The organism is Emticicia sp. (genome assembly GCF_043780375.1).
GTDB lineage: Bacteria > Bacteroidota > Bacteroidia > Cytophagales > Spirosomataceae > Emticicia.
The window spans coordinates 1-18,226 of sequence record NZ_JAYWCU010000197.1; the positions used below are offsets into that span (position 1 = coordinate 1).

Consider the following 18,226-nt stretch of genomic DNA (forward strand, 5'->3'; position numbering starts at 1 on the left):
TCGTTTTGGCGTATTTTTAAGTATTGCATATCGCTTTTTTTTGCAAAGGTCGCACAAACGCACGTTAATATAATAATTTAGTGTTCAAAATGTCTATTATTTATATTCCCTTTTTTTTCATTTGCTCAATCCCCAACTATAAACCTCAAATTAGTTGGAAATGGCTTTAGTGGAGTTGTTGATATTGTTTCTGCAGGTGATAGTCGTTTATTTATTGTTGATGGTACTCAGGTAAAAATTCTTTTAAATGGGCAAACATATTCAACTTCATTCATTAATCTCTCAGACAGAGCATCGTGGATAATGGCCGTAGCTTTTCATCCAAATTATGCCACGAATGGCTATTTCTATGTAAAATACAAGGCAAATGATGCGAGTTGTGTCATTTCAAGGTTTGTCAAAGACGCTTCAAATCCTAATTTAGCAGACATAAATTCTGAATCAATTATTTTTTCATATCCAAATAATGAAGGACACGAAGGAGGTGATTTAGAATTCGGAAAAGATAGATTTTTATACACGACAACTGGCGATGGAGCACCAGGTGGAAGAGGTTCTGCTGGGGATGAATATGGAAATGCTCAAAATTTAAGAACCGTTAAAGGAAAAATGTTGCGGTTGGATGTTGATTCTCCAAGTCATATTCCTGCTGCAAATCCATTCCAAACCCCTAACGATAGTATTCCTGACGAAATCATTGCTTTAGGATTAAGAAATCCTTGGAAGTTTTCGTTTGATAGACTAACTGGTGATGTTTGGATTGGTGATGTTGGTCAAGATAGTTACGAAGAAGTGGATTTTGTGTCTTTCGGTAATTTTGAAAACAAAAATTACGGTTGGAGTTGCTATGAAGGAAATATGCCTCATTTGTCTCAAAACTGCCCAAGTATTACCAGTAATTTAGTGTTCCCGATTATTACTTTTGATGGTTATAATTTTAATGGACATTTACCTGCGTCCGTAACTGGTGGTTATGTTTATCGTGGTAGTCAATATCCGGCACTAAATGGGTTCTATTGTTATGCAGATTATAATTCTGGCAAGTTTTGGCTTTTGAAAAGACTTTCCAATGGTTCGATTAGCAACGATTTTAAAGGAGTTTTAATGACAAATCCAACAACCTTTGGTGAAGATAATAACGGAGAATTATATGTAGCTACTTTCGATAAAATATATCAAATTGTAATTTGTGGTACTGAACAAAATTTAGCATTGAACTCACCAATTACTTCATCGAGTAATTATATGGCTTTGAATTCAATTCAGAGTACTGCTCAAATTTCAAATTTAGCAAATGTGTCATTCAGTGCCAACAACAAAATAGAACTTAGTCCAGGCTTTAAAACAGAAAGTGGCGTTGTTTTCAATGCACAAATTGCTGGTTGTCAGTAAATAAAAATGCCCTTTTCTGTTGTGAAAAAGGGCATTTTTATATTTTATTCCACTTTAAATTTATTTTTTTCTAACACTTACCGCAATTCTACGGTTTTGTGAGCGACCCTCTTCTGTATCGTTCGATGCAACAGGGTGCATTTCACCATAACCTTCCGATTCTAAGCGTTTTGCATCTGTTCCTAAAGTAACCAAGGCGGCTTTTACTGCTGCTGCCCGCTCGCTCGAAAGTTTCAAATTCACAGCGTCATTACCTTCGGTATCACTATAACCACCAACTTTGATGCTTACTGTAGGATATGCTTTCAAGATTTCAGAAATATTTTTCACTTCATTCAACGAAGTTGAATCAATTACATTACTTCCCGAACCAAAATTTAATGCTTTGAAATTGAACCAATTATCTTTTCCTGCTTCTACATCAGACTCAATAAATTTGATAACTTGGTCTTCAATTCCTCCTTCTAAGAAATTTAAAGTTACACCCGAAGTTAATTCTTTGTTGATGCTTACTGGCATTGCCGCTTCAATAATTGTTGGTGCAGCTTCAACTGTTGTAACATCACCTGATTTTACTGCGATATAAGGAGCAATAACTAATGAAACGATTGACATTAATTTTATCAAAATATTCATCGAAGGACCAGATGTGTCTTTAAATGGGTCGCCAACTGTATCACCAGTTACGGCAGCTTTGTGTGGTTCAGAGCCTTTTTTGTGCTTTACACCATCAATCAAAACACCTTTTTCAAATGATTTTTTAGCATTATCCCAAGCACCACCTGCATTCGATTGGAAAATCCCCATCAATACACCTGAAACCGTTACACCAGCTAATAAACCACCCAAAATTTCGGGAGAAGAAGTATTAGGAAAAACTCCTTTGAAACCAAATCCAACTAAAACTGGCGTAATTAATGCAATCGCACCTGGCAAAATCATTTGTCTGATTGATGCTTCTGTTGAGATAGCAACACATTTTTCGTATTCTGGTTCTGTTTTATATTCCATAATTCCAGGAATTTCACGGAACTGACGTCGAACTTCATTTACCATTTCCATGGCAGCTTTACCAACCGCCGAAATACATAAGGCACTGAAAATAAATGGAATCATTCCACCAACAAATAAACCAGCCAAAACTGGAGCCTTGTAAATATCAATAGAGTTGATTCCTGCAATACCAACGAATGCAGCAAACAAAGCCAACGATGTTAAGGCTGCCGAAGCAATCGCAAAACCTTTACCAGTGGCCGCAGTTGTGTTACCAACAGCATCCAAATTATCGGTACGCTCACGCACTTCTGCTGGCAATTGCGACATTTCGGCAATTCCACCTGCGTTATCTGCAATCGGGCCAAAAGCATCAATCGCTAATTGCATAGCAGTTGTTGCCATCATTCCTGCGGCAGCAATCGAAACACCATATAAACCTGCAAATTGGTAAGAGAAAATAATACCAGCTGCCAAAGTTAAAATCGGTAAAACCGTAGATTCCATACCAACTGCCAAGCCACCAATAATATTTGTAGCGTGTCCTGTGCCTGATTTTTCAATGATTGACATTACTGGACGCTTACCCATTGCTGTGTAATACTCAGTAATAATCGACATCAAAGTTCCAACAACTAAACCTACAATGATTGCATAAAATACATCCATTCTAGTAAAAGTTATACTACGCAAAGTAATATTTCCTTCTGGTAAAATATTGATTACTAAAAAATAACAGGCAACCAATGTAATGGCGATTGATGCCCAGTTACCGATATTTAAAGCATTTTGAACTGACGAAGTTTCAGATTTGATTCGAACCAAAAATGTAGAAACCAAAGAAGCTAAAAGTCCAGCACCAGCAATAAACAATGGCAATAATACTGGTGAAAAACCATTGAAATTGTCCATTACACTAATTTCTTGTCCCAAAACCATTGTTGCCAAGATTGTTGCCACATACGAGCCAAATAAATCGGCACCCATTCCAGCTACGTCACCAACATTATCACCAACGTTATCAGCGATTGTTGCAGGATTACGGACATCATCTTCTGGAATTCCAGCCTCAACTTTACCAACTAAGTCAGCACCAACGTCGGCTGCTTTTGTATAAATTCCACCACCAACACGAGCAAAAAGAGCAATAGATTCTGCACCCAATGAAAAACCAGCCAAAACTTCGATGGCTTTTTTCATGTTATCAGAAGTTAATAATTCACCTTTAGCAAAATAATTATAAAAGAATATAAATAATAAACTTAAACCCAAAACCGCTAAACCTGCAACGCCCATTCCCATTACTGAACCACCAGTAAACGAAACTTTGAGGGCTTGTGCCAATGATGTACGAGCTGCGTGTGCAGTACGAACATTAGCTTTGGTTGCGATTTTCATTCCAACATAACCTGCAAATGCTGAGAAAAATGCACCAATTAAAAATGCAACAGCAATTAAAGGAGAAGAATGAATGGTGGTTGTGCCAAGCCAAGCCAATAGAATAGCGGTAGGAATAGCAAAATAAGCTAAAACTTTCCATTCAGCTTTCAAAAAGGCAATTGCACCGTCTGCGATATAACCTGAAAGTTTTTGCATATTGGCATCGCCAGCGGGTTGGTCGGTTACCCACTTGAATCGCCAAGCGGTGTAAAGTAAGCCAATAATACCACAAAGCGGAACAAGGTAAATAATCATTGAATCCATAAGTCGTTTGTTCGAGTTTAGTTTTTACAGTTTAAAAAAAAAGTTTGCAAATTTAGAATAATTGTAGTTCTGATAAAAGTTTAAACTGAATTTTAGTATTTTTTGAATAAAAGTTTATCATTTATTCAAGATTTTCATCAAAATAGACTAATTATTACATCGTGTTCCGATAAATTCAGAAAAAATACTGTTATCAACCAAGTTGAAATAAGCCATAAACCTATTTTAAGAAGGTAAACATATTGATATTTTTCTGTTTATTTTATTAAAAAGCAATTCGGTAGAGAAATTTACCTATTTGGTCGAATTGCTTAGTGGTTTTTGTTGGACTTTTATGTAAATTTCACCGCCAATAAAATCTTTACTAACTTTCTGAATCAAAAATAGATTAGTTGTAAATAAATACCCTGTTTTCATAAACCTTAATCAGAATTTAATTTCCTGTAAATTTCACAAAAATGAAGAGATTTTTAGTTTTTTTCTTATTTATGTTTCCTTCAGTTTTATTTGCCCAAACCAAGCAAATGAATACTGGCGAAATCCTTCAAGCCATGAAACGGCTCAATGTAGTTGGCAATGTATTATACGTTGCAGCTCATCCAGATGACGAAAATACGCTTTTTATCACATGGCTTTCTAAAGAAAAAATGGTTCGTGCAGGTTACATTGCAATGACTCGTGGGGATGGTGGACAAAATTTAGTTGGTCCTGAACAAGGCGAATATGTTGGACTTTTGCGTACGCACGAGCTTTTAGGAGCAAGAAGTGTGGACGGTGGTGAACAATATTTTACTCGTGCCAATGATTTTGGTTTTTCAAAAACTACTGATGAAGCCCTATCTTTTTGGGGAAAAGAGCAAATCTTGGCTGATTTAGTATGGCGAATCAGAATGTTCCAACCTGATGTAATGGTCAACCGCTTTCCGCCCGACGCTCGTGCTGGGCATGGGCATCATTCAGCTTCGGCAGTTTTGTCGGAAGAGGCCTTTAAAGCAGCCGCAGACCCCAATCGTTTTCCTGAGCAATTGGCATACGTAAAACCGTGGCAAGTCAAGAGGTTGGTTTGGAATTCATTCTCACCCAATTTTCAAAATGGTCAGCCCGAAGGTAGTTTTATAAAAATTCCTTTGGGAGATTATAACCCACTGCTCGGAAAATCTTATACCGAAATTGCTGCAGAGGCACGTAGCATGCATAAAAGCCAAGGTTTTGGTTCGGCAAAAACAAAAAATCAGCGTTCAGACTACGCATTGCATAAAGCAGGTGAAGAAGCTAAAACTGACTTGTTTGATGGCATAGATTTATCTTGGAAAAGAATCAATGGCGGTGAGAAAGTGGAGAAAATGGTGAATGAGGTTTATAATAATTTCAAAGCTCAAAACCCTTCGGCTTCTCTTCCTGCTTTGATTGAAATTTATAATGCAATAGCAGCTTTGGATGAAAACGTGTGGACAACGTATAAGAAAAAAGAAGTGCAAGAATTAATTTTAGCTTGTGCTGGACTTTGGTTTGAAGTAAATCCAGTTGATTATTCAGTTTCTCCCAATGACAAAATAAAAGTCAATGTAAATGTTGTAAGTAGAAGTAATGCCAACATTACACTTGAAAAAATAGCTTTTAAGGCATCAAAACAAGATACAATAATCAATAAAAAATTGACTTATAATGATGCTTTGAATATTTCGTATGAATTGCAAATTCCGGCTAATCAGGCAATTACGCAACCATATTGGTTAGAAGAAAAAAAGGAAAATGGCTTTTATAAAGTAAAAGACCAACTTTTGAGGGGTTTACCAATGAAACCTGCCGACTTGGTTTGTGATTATTCATTTAAAATTGATGGCAAGAGTTTTACTTTTCAAACACCGCTGACTTATAAATTTGTTGAACCATCGGACGGAGAAATTTATCGTTATTTTGAAGTTCGTCCAGAAGTAACAGTAACTATTGCCGAAAAGGTTTATTCTTTTGCCGACAATTCGTCGAAAGATGTGGTAGTGACTTTAAAGGCAGGAAAAAAAGGTGTGAATGGTTCGGTTACATTAGATGTACCAAGTTCTTGGCGAGTTGAGCCTATGGCTATCAATTTTGAGTTGAAAGATAAATATGAAGAAAAAAAGGTGACCTTCAAGGTCTTTCCTTCAACCACAGCTTCTGAAATTATATTGAAAGCCATTGCTACAACAGCCAACGGAACGTTTAATCGTGGTATTGCTTCTATCGAATATAAACACGTGCCAACTCTCACGCTTTTCCCTTTTTCAGAAGCCAAAGCTTTACGTATTGATTTGAAAAAGAAAGGAACAAAAATTGGTTACATCGCAGGTGCGGGTGATGAAGTTCCAGCGGCTTTGCAACAAATTGGCTACCAAGTTACGATGCTAACTCCGACCGAATTAGCCAAAGACTTATCACAATTTGATGCTATTATTGTTGGTATTCGTGCCTATAATACAGAGGAATATTTAAAGTTTTTCCAAGAAAAACTTATGGAATATGTTAAAAATGGTGGAAATATGGTAACACAATATCAAACAAATGCGTTTTATGGCGTGTCTAAAGTAAAAGAAACTGGACCATTTCCTTTTGCAATTGGAAGAGGGAGAGTAACTGACGAAACTGCCGAAATGAAAATTATCAACCCCGAACACCCTTTAATGAATACCCCAAACAAAATTACAGCGAAAGATTTTGAAGGTTGGGTACAAGAGCGTGGGCTATACTTTTCGGACAAATGGAGCGATAAATATGAGACCATTTTTTCAATAAAAGATGCCAACGAAACCGAGCAGGAGGGAAGCCTACTTTATGCCAAATATGGCAAAGGAAACTTCATTTTTACAGGTCTTGCTTTTTTTAGAGAATTGCCTGCTGGCGTGCCTGGTGCTTATCGACTTTTCGCCAACATGATTTCTGTTGGGAAATAACTCTTGCACAACGAACGTGATATTGGCGGAAAACTTGCAATTTTTGCTTGTGAAGTGATGCCAAAATCAATTTAAATAAAACAAAGAAGCCGAGTTCGCTCGGCTTCTTTGTTTTTAAGGCAACTACATCCAATTATTTCAAAAAAATGAGGGAAATTTTGTTTTATTCTTTCTTTACTTGTACTCAATTTATGGTATTGACAGTATAAATTTTGGAATTTAAAAGAAACGCTTGCTGTTACTCTTTTAGTAAAAAATAACCACAATGAATAAAATTATAAAAATAGTAAAACTTATGACAGTAACATTTTTGACTATTATCGTACTGTTAGCAACGGCAGTATTTGTATTTATGCAACAAGCAAAGTTTGGAAAAAAACCTTCGGGTGAACGCTTAGAAAGAATAAAAAAATCACCACATTATAAAAATGGCTCGTTTCAAAATTTAAATATTACGCCTGATTTGACGGAAGGTGTTACTTATTATAGCGTAATGAAAGAGTTTATTTTTGGAAAGAAACTCAGACCAAAACCGACGGATGAAATTCCGCACATAAAAATTGATTTGCTCAAATTAAGCCCCGATGAAAATATATTGGTTTGGTTCGGACATTCATCTTATTTCATGCAGCTCGATGGCAAAAGAGTTTTGGTTGACCCAGTTTTTAGTGGTGCGGCATCGCCCATAAAAGCTACAACAAGGGCTTTTACAGGGACAGATGCTTATTCAGTAGCTGATTTTCCAGAGATTGACTATCTATTTATCTCACACGATCATTGGGACCATCTTGATTATGAAACAATTATGCAGTTAAAATCTAAAGTAAAAAAAGTAATTTGTGGTTTAGGTACTGCAGAGCATTTTGAATATTGGGGCTTTGATAAAAATATTATTATTGAGAAAGATTGGAACGAAAAAATAGATTTAGCCGAAGGTTTTATAGCATATACAGCTCCTGCACGACATTTTTCGGGTAGAGGTTTCGTGCGAAATAGAGCCTTATGGACATCGTTTGTGCTTCAAACACCGACAACAAAAATCTTTATCGGTGGTGATAGTGGCTATGACACACATTTTGCTGAAATAGGAAAAACTTATGGCGGTTTTGATTTAGCTATTTTAGAAAACGGTCAGTATGACAAAAGCTGGAAATATATTCACATGATGCCCGAAGAAGTGATACAAGCAGCAAAAGATTTGAATGCCAAGCGGTTATTTCCTGTGCATTCGTCAAAATTTGCTTTAGGAAATCATTCTTGGGACGAGCCATTAAATAGAGTTTCCGCAGTTGCAGAAAAAGAAAATTTCCCTATCATAACACCCATTATTGGTGAAGCAGTAAATTTGAAAGACTCGACCCAAGTTTTTACCAAGTGGTGGCTGGGGTTGAATTAACCTCGCAACGCAACAACTTTCCGAAATAACTCTGTTGGGGGTTTTCAACTTTCGGGAAGTTAATTAATCAAGATTTTAAAAATATTATCTATGAAAAATAATGAGATTCCACTTTTGCCAAATGAGATGTACCATATCTACAACCATGCAAATGGTCATGAAAACTTATTTGTCAAAAGAGAAAATTTTAATTATTTTTTGAAACGATACGCCGAATATATCAATCCAATAGCCCAAACATTTGCCTATTGTTTAATGCCCAATCACTTTCATTTTATGGTCAAAATTAATAATATTGAAGGTTTGCAGCTCGTATATCAACAAAAAATGAAAATGAAAGACCCTGAAAATGATTATCCACCGTTGAACAAAGAATATTTGCCGAAGTTTATCAGTCGAGAGTTTGGTAGTCTTTTTAGTGCCTATTCACAAGCTTTCAACAAACAACAAAAGCGAATGGGCAGTCTTTTTATGCCTAATTTTAAGCGAAAAATTGTAGATTCGGATAGTTATTATACAAGCCTTATTCATTATATTCATTCAAATCCTGTGCATCATGGATTTGTAAATAATGCTTATGAATGGGAACATTCTTCTCTTCATTCTTTTATTTCGCAAAAAAGTACGCAGTTAAAGCGAGAGGAAGCACTCAATTGGTTTGGAGACCTAGAGAATTTTAAAACATTTCAAAGTGAAGTTTTACCTGAAAAACTGACTGAAAATTTAATGGGAGCTGGTTTAATTATTGAATAATCAACTTTCGATGAATATTCGACGACGACCAACTTACCAACTTTACCAACTTTCGGGAAGTTGAAAAACTTCCCGAAAGTTTTAAATCTTTAAATATTGATATTTGTTACAACTAACTTACGTTAATTCTCTTCTGATACTTGGTTGTGATTTGCTTTCATTTCAAAGTGAAGTTTTACCTGAAAAATTGACTGAAAATTTAATGGAAGCTGGTTTAATTATTGAATAATCAACTTTCGATGAATATTCGACGACGACCAACTTTCGGGAAGTTTTTCATTCGATGAATATTCGATGACGACCAACTTTCGGGAAGTTTTTCATTCGATGAATATTCGACGACGACCAACTTTCGGGAAGTTTTTCAACTTCCCGAAAGTTTTAAAAGTGGTGATTTACTTTCATTGTCGAAGGCGACCCCCGTTTGATTTATTGATATTTGGTCTGTTACTGTCATTTGTTGAGTGCTTTTTTGTCTGGCTTGTGTGTCGGGTGTTTTATTTTTTTTTGAAGCGTTGGAAATTTTTTAAAAACAATTTTTCTTTTGGGTCGGCTTTGCAAGCTCTATTAAAAACTTTGGTCGTGTGTTAGCTTGTGCGGTTTTGTGTGTGCTTGCAAATTGCGTGGGCTTTACTCCAATTTTATGGCTTCATATTCCTTTTTGCTTAAACTAAATTCAGGGTCTATTACTATTACTTCGTCATAAGTGAGTTCGTATAGTTTGTAAACTAAATTGTCGATTTCTTGCTCTAAAATAGTGGTGTCTTTTTTTTGAAATTTAAGATTTATAATCTTAGCAACTAAGCTTGAAATTGTTGATTGATATTTATTGTCAAAGAGTTTTATTGGAATTTCAGAAACAGGTCTTTGATACAGTTCTAAGGTTTCACCCTTTCTTTTACCTTTATTATACAACCAATAGTAAATAAGTTTAGAATTGAGAATGCCTAAAATATACTTTATGTTTGTTGTGGTTTCCTTCTTTCTGATATACAGAACATCCCTACTTCCATAAATTGGTTCATTTGAATAAGCGAAAGCATTTGTTAGGCTTCGATATGGCAAAATTATTTTGTCTAAGTCTTCAAATACTTCGACAGTTCTGGGTCTATTTAGTGCATACCAAGGAAATTCTTCTTCATATTCTAATATTTGGTCATCAAGAATTGGCTTGTAACGCAATAAATGTTTTTTTGCTTTTGGGTATTTTTCTATATTATGATTTCTAGTCAGGTAAATCAATTTATCCTTACTTTGCTCATAAGTATACTTTCCGATATTGCTATTTTTAACAAAATCCTTAATAATATTTGCTTCTAATTCGGATGCGATTTTATTATCAATAACAAAAACACCTTCTCCATTTTGGTAATTTTGTCTAGGAAATTTGGAAATATATTTTGATGATAATTTACTAACAGTGACACCAATTCCTGCATTGACTTCACATATATTTTCGAGAGGCGATGAATTATTTAAAATCTTTGCAAAGATTGATGCAACATCTGCATTTTCTGATGTGTTACCAAACCTGATATATGCAGCTTCGCCTTCATACAACTTACTCCTTTCGATTCTAAAATACTCAGCATTGGCTGACTGTTTATCTAAAAATAATGAAATATTTTTCAAATTAAATGAGCTCTTGTCTTTGGAAAGAAGTATTTCTGTAAAATTTCTGTTTATGTTTTTTTGAAATAGAGTTATTAAATTATGCTGGCCTAATGCGGTTTCAAAAATCTTAAGTTCATTAAAGTTTACTAGGCGAATAAAACTTGTTCTATCTCTGAAATCATTTCGCAGTTTAATTGCACTATCCGCTGTAATAAAATAATTGGTAGTAATAAAGCTGGAAACACCATTTGGTCGCATCAAATCAATAGCCTTATGATAGAAATAATAAAAAAGGTCCATTTGACCCTTATAGAATCTAACACCCAATGATGTCATTTGAACTGGGCGAAATTTATCTTTATTGCCTTTTTCACCTAAATATGGAGGGTTTGCAATTACGATATCAAAGCCCATATTAGCGTTTACCTTCTCATTCATTACCTCAGGGAAATCTAATTTCCAATCAAAAAAATCAAGTGGGGCTTCGGGTTTGTTTTTTAGTTTCTGTAAGTCTTTTATGGAATTTTTCCAACCAATAGTTTGCAAATAGAGTTCGGTTTGTTCCTTTATTTTTTTGCCCAAACTTGGTTTAGTTTCAATTCCTTTGGTGCTTATCATTAACTCCAATTGGTTAATTAGCAATTCAATTTTCAGTTTGCGTATTTCGGCTGCTAATTTTTTCTTATCGCTATCGGGGTTAAAAAACTCTTTTTGTTCTTTGCTTATTTTTTTTAGCAAGTCGCTTTTTTGCTTTGCTAAGTCTGCACCAAAAAGACCGTGTGAGGTTTCATTTAGTGTCCAATCAATATCAATAATATCATCGCCCAATTTGCTCGCCAAACTATTGCCTACTACAATTTTATAATCGAGGTTTGGCAATGCTTTTGGCTTTTCTTCATCTACAATCAGGCTCAACCAAAAACGAAGTCGGGCAATGTCAACTGCACCTTTTTCAATGTCCACTCCGTAAATACTGTTTTGTATGATATTGAGTTTTACACCTGAAGCATCAAAGGTTTTGGTATTGCCATGTTCAAAGGTGTGTAGGGTTTGTTTGGCTGTAAATATTTCGTGTAGCAAACCCATAGGGAAAGCACCCGAACCAATGGCAGGGTCGCAAATTTTTACATAGTCTAAAGCATTGTGAAATTCGGCTGAATGTTTTTTGATGAGTTTTTTATCGTCATCGTCCAACTTCTTTTTCAGTAGTTTTTCAATCAGTATGCGGTCTATCTGTTTGCCTGTAGTTTTATTGTCGGTTTCCATAACCAATTGTCCTTTTCTGCCTTCGTTTGCCGAAAACAGTTTGGGTTGGTCGGGTTTGTCAAAACCAATGTAGCCAACTACTTCGTAGCCTTTGTTTTCAAACCAAGTAGTGAGGTATTCAATCAAACTCTCCTGGCACATATAATGCACAATTTCCTTAGGCGTGTAGTATGCACCTTTGTCTTTGTTGTCTTCCAGTAAGTTTTCGAAAATATGCCCCAACATTTCGGGGTCAACCGCTACTGTGTGGTCGTTGGGGTCGTCTTCGTAAATGGTAAAGTTGTATTGATTAAAGAAATCAAATAAGTTTTTAAAAAGATTTGAAGGAAAAATCAGGTTTCTATGTTTCTTGTCGTCTTCTTCAAACAAACCACCGTTTAGGTATGGAATTTTAAAATTGTCTGAACCTTGATTTTTAGGATTTGTTTGATTTTCTTGATTATTTAAAAATGGAGCAATATCGTTCTCTCTTTTTTGATTCAGGGTTTCGAAAAATAAAGGAGAAAGAAATTGCTGGTAAAAAAGGTCTTTGTTTCTAATATTTTCAAATTGTTGGGTAATGAAATTGAAATCACCTTTACCCCAATCTTCGTTTTTAGGCACACCCAACCACCCTTTTTTCTGAATGAAATACAGGAATACAATTCGCCCTAAAAGTTTTTTGTTGAAATCACGAATGCCTTTTTCGTCACCGTTAAATATGGTTTGGCGAATGTTTGGTTTTGAAACCATAAAGTCGCAAAAAATATCGTAGTGCTTTTTGTATTCATCAAAAAATGCTTTAGATAGTTTTTCTACCGAGAAGGCTTCTTTTACATCGTCTAAAGTTGCTTTGCTGCCTTTGCTTGCAATGGCTGTAAAGCGTTCGGCTGCTGTTCGATTGCTTTCGCCTTCGCCCAAAACATATGTGTAGCGTTTAGGTTCTGTTTTTATTTTTACAAATTCTCCGGCTGCATCATAACCAGTTAATTCAGAAACATAAGTAAACCGCCAATTAGGAGTTTCGGGTCTGTGATAAGCTATGAATGCCGCATCAATATCTTTCCAATATTTGCGGAGCAAATTTCGTAAACCAACACGGTTGCGTTCCAAAATAATGCCTTGTGCCAAGGTAACTTCATACACTGCAATTTGGCGTTCAATTCCGTTTTCGTTGAGAGTAATGTAACCCAACTTTTGCACCTGCGAAGCTACGTTACTGTCAATGCCAGTTAGTATTTCAGGTGTTGCAAGCAAACGAGATTTGGCAAATGCTTCGCCCAAAAATTGTTTCCAATTGCTTTGGTTGTAGCGTTGCTTAAATAGGTTATGAATTTGTTCGTATGTCATTATTCAAAGGATTCTGAAATGATTAAAACTGGTTTTTCAACTTTGCCCTTTTTGCCTTTTTGTGCATAGCTTAAATCAACATTGTATTGTGCCGAAATTTTATCTATTTCAGCTAATGCTGTCATAATGTTGGGAGTTGGCTTTTTCTTTTGCAAACGGTCAATGTCAGTTGGCAGATTGGTGTATTTACCAATGTCAATAAGCACTACAATTTTTTGAATGTTCTCTTTTTGTTTTTCTGTTACTTGTGGATATTTCACAAGGTCGGACAAGAATTTTTTTGCTCTTTGTGCTACACCACCCAATGCTTCGGGGTCGGTTTGCGATTGTGCAATTTTATGTTCCAGCGTTTCAAAATGTTCCAATGCTTTGTTTACGTGTTCGTGGTGTGTTTCAATCAAAGTAACATTTTTTTCTTTTTCGTCTGCCGAAAATATTTTGAATGCTTCAATCGGTGTAATTTCTTTTGGTTGGTTATTGCTGTCCACCCAATAGAATTCAAATTTCTTGTCAGTCTTTAAGAATGCTGCTGTTCCGTTTTGCAGTTCAGGTTTTTTAATCTCGGCTGAACTTCTACCTGCTCTTGATTTTAAAGGCAGTTTTTTAATCTTGTCAAACCAAGGTCGGTTTGCTTTTTTGAAGTGGCGTAAAAAATATAAAAACTTCAAACGTTCGTCTTCTTGTTCTTTAAATGCATCATTGCTATAAAGTTTTACTTCATCCAAAATTTCTTCGGTTGAGAAAACTTGATTGTCTTCGCCAAAGGCAGTATGAAATGCCTGTATTTTCATAAAGGCTGTTTTGTTTAATCGTATTTGTGAATCGCCTTGAGCAGATGGATAAAATACATAGTTATAAATGGCACTTGCTTTTGTTCCGATACGATTTACACGCCCAATTCTTTGCATTAGTTTAGTTGAGTTCCAAGGTGTATCATAGTGAATAACAACATTAGAACGATGCAAGTTTACACCTTCTGCCAATACTTCGGTTGTGATTACAATGTTATAATCATTCACTTGTTTGTCGGCTGCCCAGTTTGCATCAAAGTTGGTTACAATGGTGTCATACATTTGTTTTCTGTTCGCAGCCGAAATAACCAATACATCTTTTCTTCCCGCATCGGTCAGTGCTTTTGCTAAATAATCAACGGTGTCTTTTGATTCAGAAAATATTACCAGTTTACCTTCTAAATTAGTTTTCTTGTTCAGGAATTGTTTTGAAAGTTGAGCTATGAACTCATCTAATTTTGGGTCTTTTTCAATAGCGTTCCAACCTTTTACTAATTCCTTAATCAGTTTAGCATCCTTTTTTAAACTTTCAATAAAGCCGTCTTTGAAATCTGCACTTTTAAATGTTTGGTTTTTAGGGTTTTCTTCGCTTAGTCGTTCAATGTATGTTTCAATATCTTCTTGCGACCAGCCATCATTTAAAAGTTTATTTACATTGGTGTCCGGTGCAATAAATATTTTATCGTTTTCAAACATTGCAATCATTCTGTCTGTAGCAGTTTGAAAATTGCCCAATGATTTTTTGAAAGCATAAAAACTGCTTTCCAATCGTTTTATCAATTGGGTTTTCATTATAAATGCTAATGATTTAGAAACCGTTTCTGCATTTTCGTAATACTTGTCTTGTATGTCTTGTTTTAAGCCTGCAATGGCTTGGTAACGGCTGTATTTTAGTTTGTCTTCATCTGTGAGATAGAAAACAGTTTTGTGAAAAAGTTCATTTAGCTTTTCATCCATCAGGTATTCCACTTTTTTAGGTGGTTCAACTTTTGGAAACTTGATGCCTTGCTTGTCTAAATCAATTTTATATTCGGGAATATTTTCAAGGTCGGTTCGTGTTCTGCGAATGGTAATGGGTTCAATTACATTCTTGCGAATTTTACCGTAAATGGTTCTTAGCTTATTTACATCTAATTCGTCAAAACGCTTAAGCGTTTTGTATTGCTCCATTAAAGGAGCAAAAAATGAAGTTAGATTAGTAATTGGGAGAGTAGATTGCCTTGCATCCTGAAACATTTGAATTTGGTAGAAAATGTCGTCAGGTCTGTTGTTCAAAGGAGTTGCAGAAACTAAAATTACTTTCTTCTGCAAGCCTTCAATCAATCCTTTGTTTGCTCTTGGGCTCTTTGTTATTTTCTGAAGACTATCAAAAGCACCCGTAGTGTGGTTTCTAAATTTATGGGCTTCATCTATAATGATTAAATCATAATCTTCTTTGGGCCAATAGTCTTGATGTCCTGCGAGTATTTTATCAAGGCTTCCATTGGTAATGAACTTAGTGCATTTGTCAATTTGGAAATCTTTAAACGTGTTTTTCCAGTTCTTCTCAACGGCTGGCGGATAAACGATTAGTATTTTAGTATTGTCTCTGCCGTTTTGCATTAAAAACTTTTTTGCAACCATTGCAGCAATAACGGTTTTGCCCAAGCCCACAACGTCAGCTAATAAAAAGCCGTTGTGTTTTAAAAGCATATTGAAACCTTCGTTTACTGCATCAACTTGGTAAGATAGTTTTTTGAAGTTCTGTGGTAAGTCGCCAATAGAATCGGGGTCGTAATCAATATTTTTTCCGAAGTATTCGGTTAATAGTTTTATGTAAAGTTCAAAAGGTGTAATTTCTTCATTCAGATAAGTTTCCTTTTTGATGTTCTGAATGTCAACTGGCAGAATGTCCACTGATTCAGCCCACAATTTTTCAAATTCTTCTGTTGCAAATTTTACTTCTTCGTAGTCGTTTAATTGAACATTAAATTCATATTGGTTATTCACGCCTAGTCCATTTGCTGTTAAGTTTGATGAACCAGTAATTGCGGTTGCAGGAGTATGTTCGTTAAATGGCTCTGGTCGTAAAATGTAAACTTTTGCGTGAATCTTTTTTTCTGGGTGAGCTTTTATTTGAATTTTCTTTTCAACCAAGTCGTCAATGAATTGCAAAATTCCTTTCTCTGTGTCCTTGTCGTAATTAGCTTTTTCAATGTCTTCCTGAATTTTCTTGATGAAATCTTCTTTAGTCTTTTCGTGATTTTTGAAAAATTCAAGTCCTTCCTTTTGAGCATCTGCAAGCATTTTGTCAATGTTGATGCCTACCAAAATTCTAATGTTTGGAACTTTGTCTAAAAATGGTCTGATGCGGAAATATCCTGATGCCCGAAAGTAGCCTACTAAAGCGTCAAAGTATTGTATGTTGGGATTGTATGTAAAAACCCCTTCAAACTTTTTGATTAAGGTGTTCTCTTCGCTATTAGTAAAAAACTTTGTTGACATATATGTTTAAATTCTTAGGTCGTTAAAATACGGATTATTCTTGGTGCGATGGCAAAAATTGTTAAAAAAATGTTGGTTGACAAAAAAATAAAACACTTGGCGTGGGGCTGTCGTATCGGAAAAAAGTCCGCTGTTAAGTTTATATATCGTCCTGTTGTTTCGATTATTGTCTGTCAGTTTAATGGTTGTTGTGTCGTCTGTTACGCTAGCCTATAATACCGATATAGACGCAACTAATTGCGTTGTGATTTGCTTTTATTATCAAAGGCGACCCCCGTTTGATTTATTGATATTTGTTACAACGCAGGGCATTCAGTGCAGCTTCAAATCTTAGTTGTGATTTGATAATACAATACTATGCTTTTTTAATACTGTCTCAAATTAATTTTTAATTTATTTATTTAACAGCAAAAATTGAGTATTTTTTTGTTTTTCAAAAGTATCACACCTTTGAAATTTATTTGATATTTGGCAGTGTAGCTTCTTTGATATTTTTTAAGAGAACATGAATATGTATAGTTATTGAAAAGATTGTTATAAAATAAAACAAAATTTATGAATAAATAAGAAGGATTTATGAATAATACAGCAAGATTTAAAAATAAACCATCAATAATCTCTTACATTAAAACAAGGTTTTAAAAACAGATAATAGGATTTGCAAATCAGCTACAAAGAATAAGTAATCTTTTATTAAGATTTGCCAATACATCAACAATATCTAATACACGACTTCCTTATTAAAATTTATAATAGAAAGATATTTAATAGAAAAAAACTTCCCGAAAGTTGAAAACCCCCAACGGAGTTGTTTCGGGAAGTTGAATTCGGGAGGTTGGGCGAGAAGTTGATTACATCTTTGGTAATTAAGGAAACTTCGGAAACTTACTAAAATCTGGCTTACGTTTCTCCAAGAATGAGTTAAAACCTTCTTTGGCTTCGTCGGTCAAATAATACAATAATGTAGCATTTCCTGCCAATTCTTGAATTCCTGCTTGACCGTCAAGCTCGGCATTAAACGAAGATTTTAACATTCTGATTGACAATGGTGACATTTGCTGTACTCGCTGACACCAAGCAACGGTTGCTTCTTCGAGTTTTTCTAATGGCACAACTTTATTTACTAAGCCCATTTGCAAGGCTTCATGTGCATCGTATTGCTCGCACAAAAACCAAATTTCACGGGCTTTTTTCTGTCCAACAATTCGAGCTAAATAACTTGCACCAAAACCACCATCAAAACTACCAACTTTCGGGCCTGTTTGACCAAATTTAGCATTTTCGGCAGCAATTGTCATGTCGCAAACTACGTGTAGCACGTGTCCACCACCAATGGCATAGCCTGCAACTGCAGCAATGACCACTTTGGGAATCGAACGAATCATTTTTTGTAAGTCCAAAACATTTAAGCGTGGCACATGGTCTTCTCCAATATAACCACCGTGTCCACGAACCGACTGGTCGCCACCGCTGCAAAACGCTTTTCCACCTTCACCTGTCAAAATAATTACTTCAATGACAGGCTCTTCTCTGCAAAAGTGCATGGCATCAATCATTTCCTTGACCGTCTGTGGACG

8 protein-coding genes are annotated in these 18,226 nt (G+C 35.4%); 4 read left to right on the forward strand and 4 right to left on the reverse strand.

All coding sequences use genetic code 11. The features are described 5' to 3' along the window. The first annotated feature begins 303 nt into the window (after positions 1-303). The gene (locus ACH2CJ_RS15745; RefSeq protein WP_394993909.1) at positions 304-1,392 is read left to right on the forward strand and encodes a PQQ-dependent sugar dehydrogenase; all 1,089 of its coding nucleotides are present in this window, start codon (positions 304-306) and stop codon (positions 1,390-1,392) included. Between the two features lie 60 nt (positions 1,393-1,452). Here ACH2CJ_RS15745 and ACH2CJ_RS15750 read toward each other — a convergent pair whose 3' ends face one another. Next, positions 1,453-4,080, reverse strand: coding sequence for a sodium-translocating pyrophosphatase (locus tag ACH2CJ_RS15750; protein WP_394993910.1), 2,628 nt, complete (start codon positions 4,078-4,080; stop codon positions 1,453-1,455). 467 nt (positions 4,081-4,547) lie between these two features. On the opposite strand from ACH2CJ_RS15750, the gene ACH2CJ_RS15755 reads away from it, so the two are divergent. The 3 genes from ACH2CJ_RS15755 (at position 4,548) to ACH2CJ_RS15765 (ending at position 9,165) form a co-directional block, all read left to right on the forward strand. Then, the gene (locus ACH2CJ_RS15755; RefSeq protein WP_394993911.1) at positions 4,548-7,016 is read left to right on the forward strand and encodes a PIG-L family deacetylase; all 2,469 of its coding nucleotides are present in this window, start codon (positions 4,548-4,550) and stop codon (positions 7,014-7,016) included. A 265-nt stretch (positions 7,017-7,281) separates the two neighbouring features. After that, positions 7,282-8,412, forward strand: a complete 1,131-nt coding sequence (locus ACH2CJ_RS15760) for an MBL fold metallo-hydrolase (protein ID WP_394993912.1) — start codon at positions 7,282-7,284, stop codon at positions 8,410-8,412. Between the two features lie 90 nt (positions 8,413-8,502). Further along, positions 8,503-9,165, forward strand: coding sequence for a transposase (locus tag ACH2CJ_RS15765; protein WP_394993913.1), 663 nt, complete (start codon positions 8,503-8,505; stop codon positions 9,163-9,165). 630 nt (positions 9,166-9,795) lie between these two features. Here ACH2CJ_RS15765 and ACH2CJ_RS15770 read toward each other — a convergent pair. The 3 genes from ACH2CJ_RS15770 to menB form a co-directional block, all read right to left on the reverse strand. Further along, entirely contained in the window at positions 9,796-13,374 is a 3,579-nt protein-coding gene (locus ACH2CJ_RS15770) for an Eco57I restriction-modification methylase domain-containing protein (RefSeq protein WP_394993914.1), read from the reverse strand. Next, entirely contained in the window at positions 13,374-16,649 is a 3,276-nt protein-coding gene (locus tag ACH2CJ_RS15775) for a helicase-related protein (protein WP_394993915.1), read from the reverse strand. The genes ACH2CJ_RS15770 and ACH2CJ_RS15775 overlap by 1 nt, the downstream gene beginning before the upstream one ends. Before the next feature lie 866 nt (positions 16,650-17,515). Beyond that, positions 17,516-18,226, reverse strand: a 711-nt coding sequence (gene menB, locus ACH2CJ_RS15780) for a 1,4-dihydroxy-2-naphthoyl-CoA synthase (RefSeq protein WP_394993916.1), incomplete at its 5' end; no start/stop codon positions are given.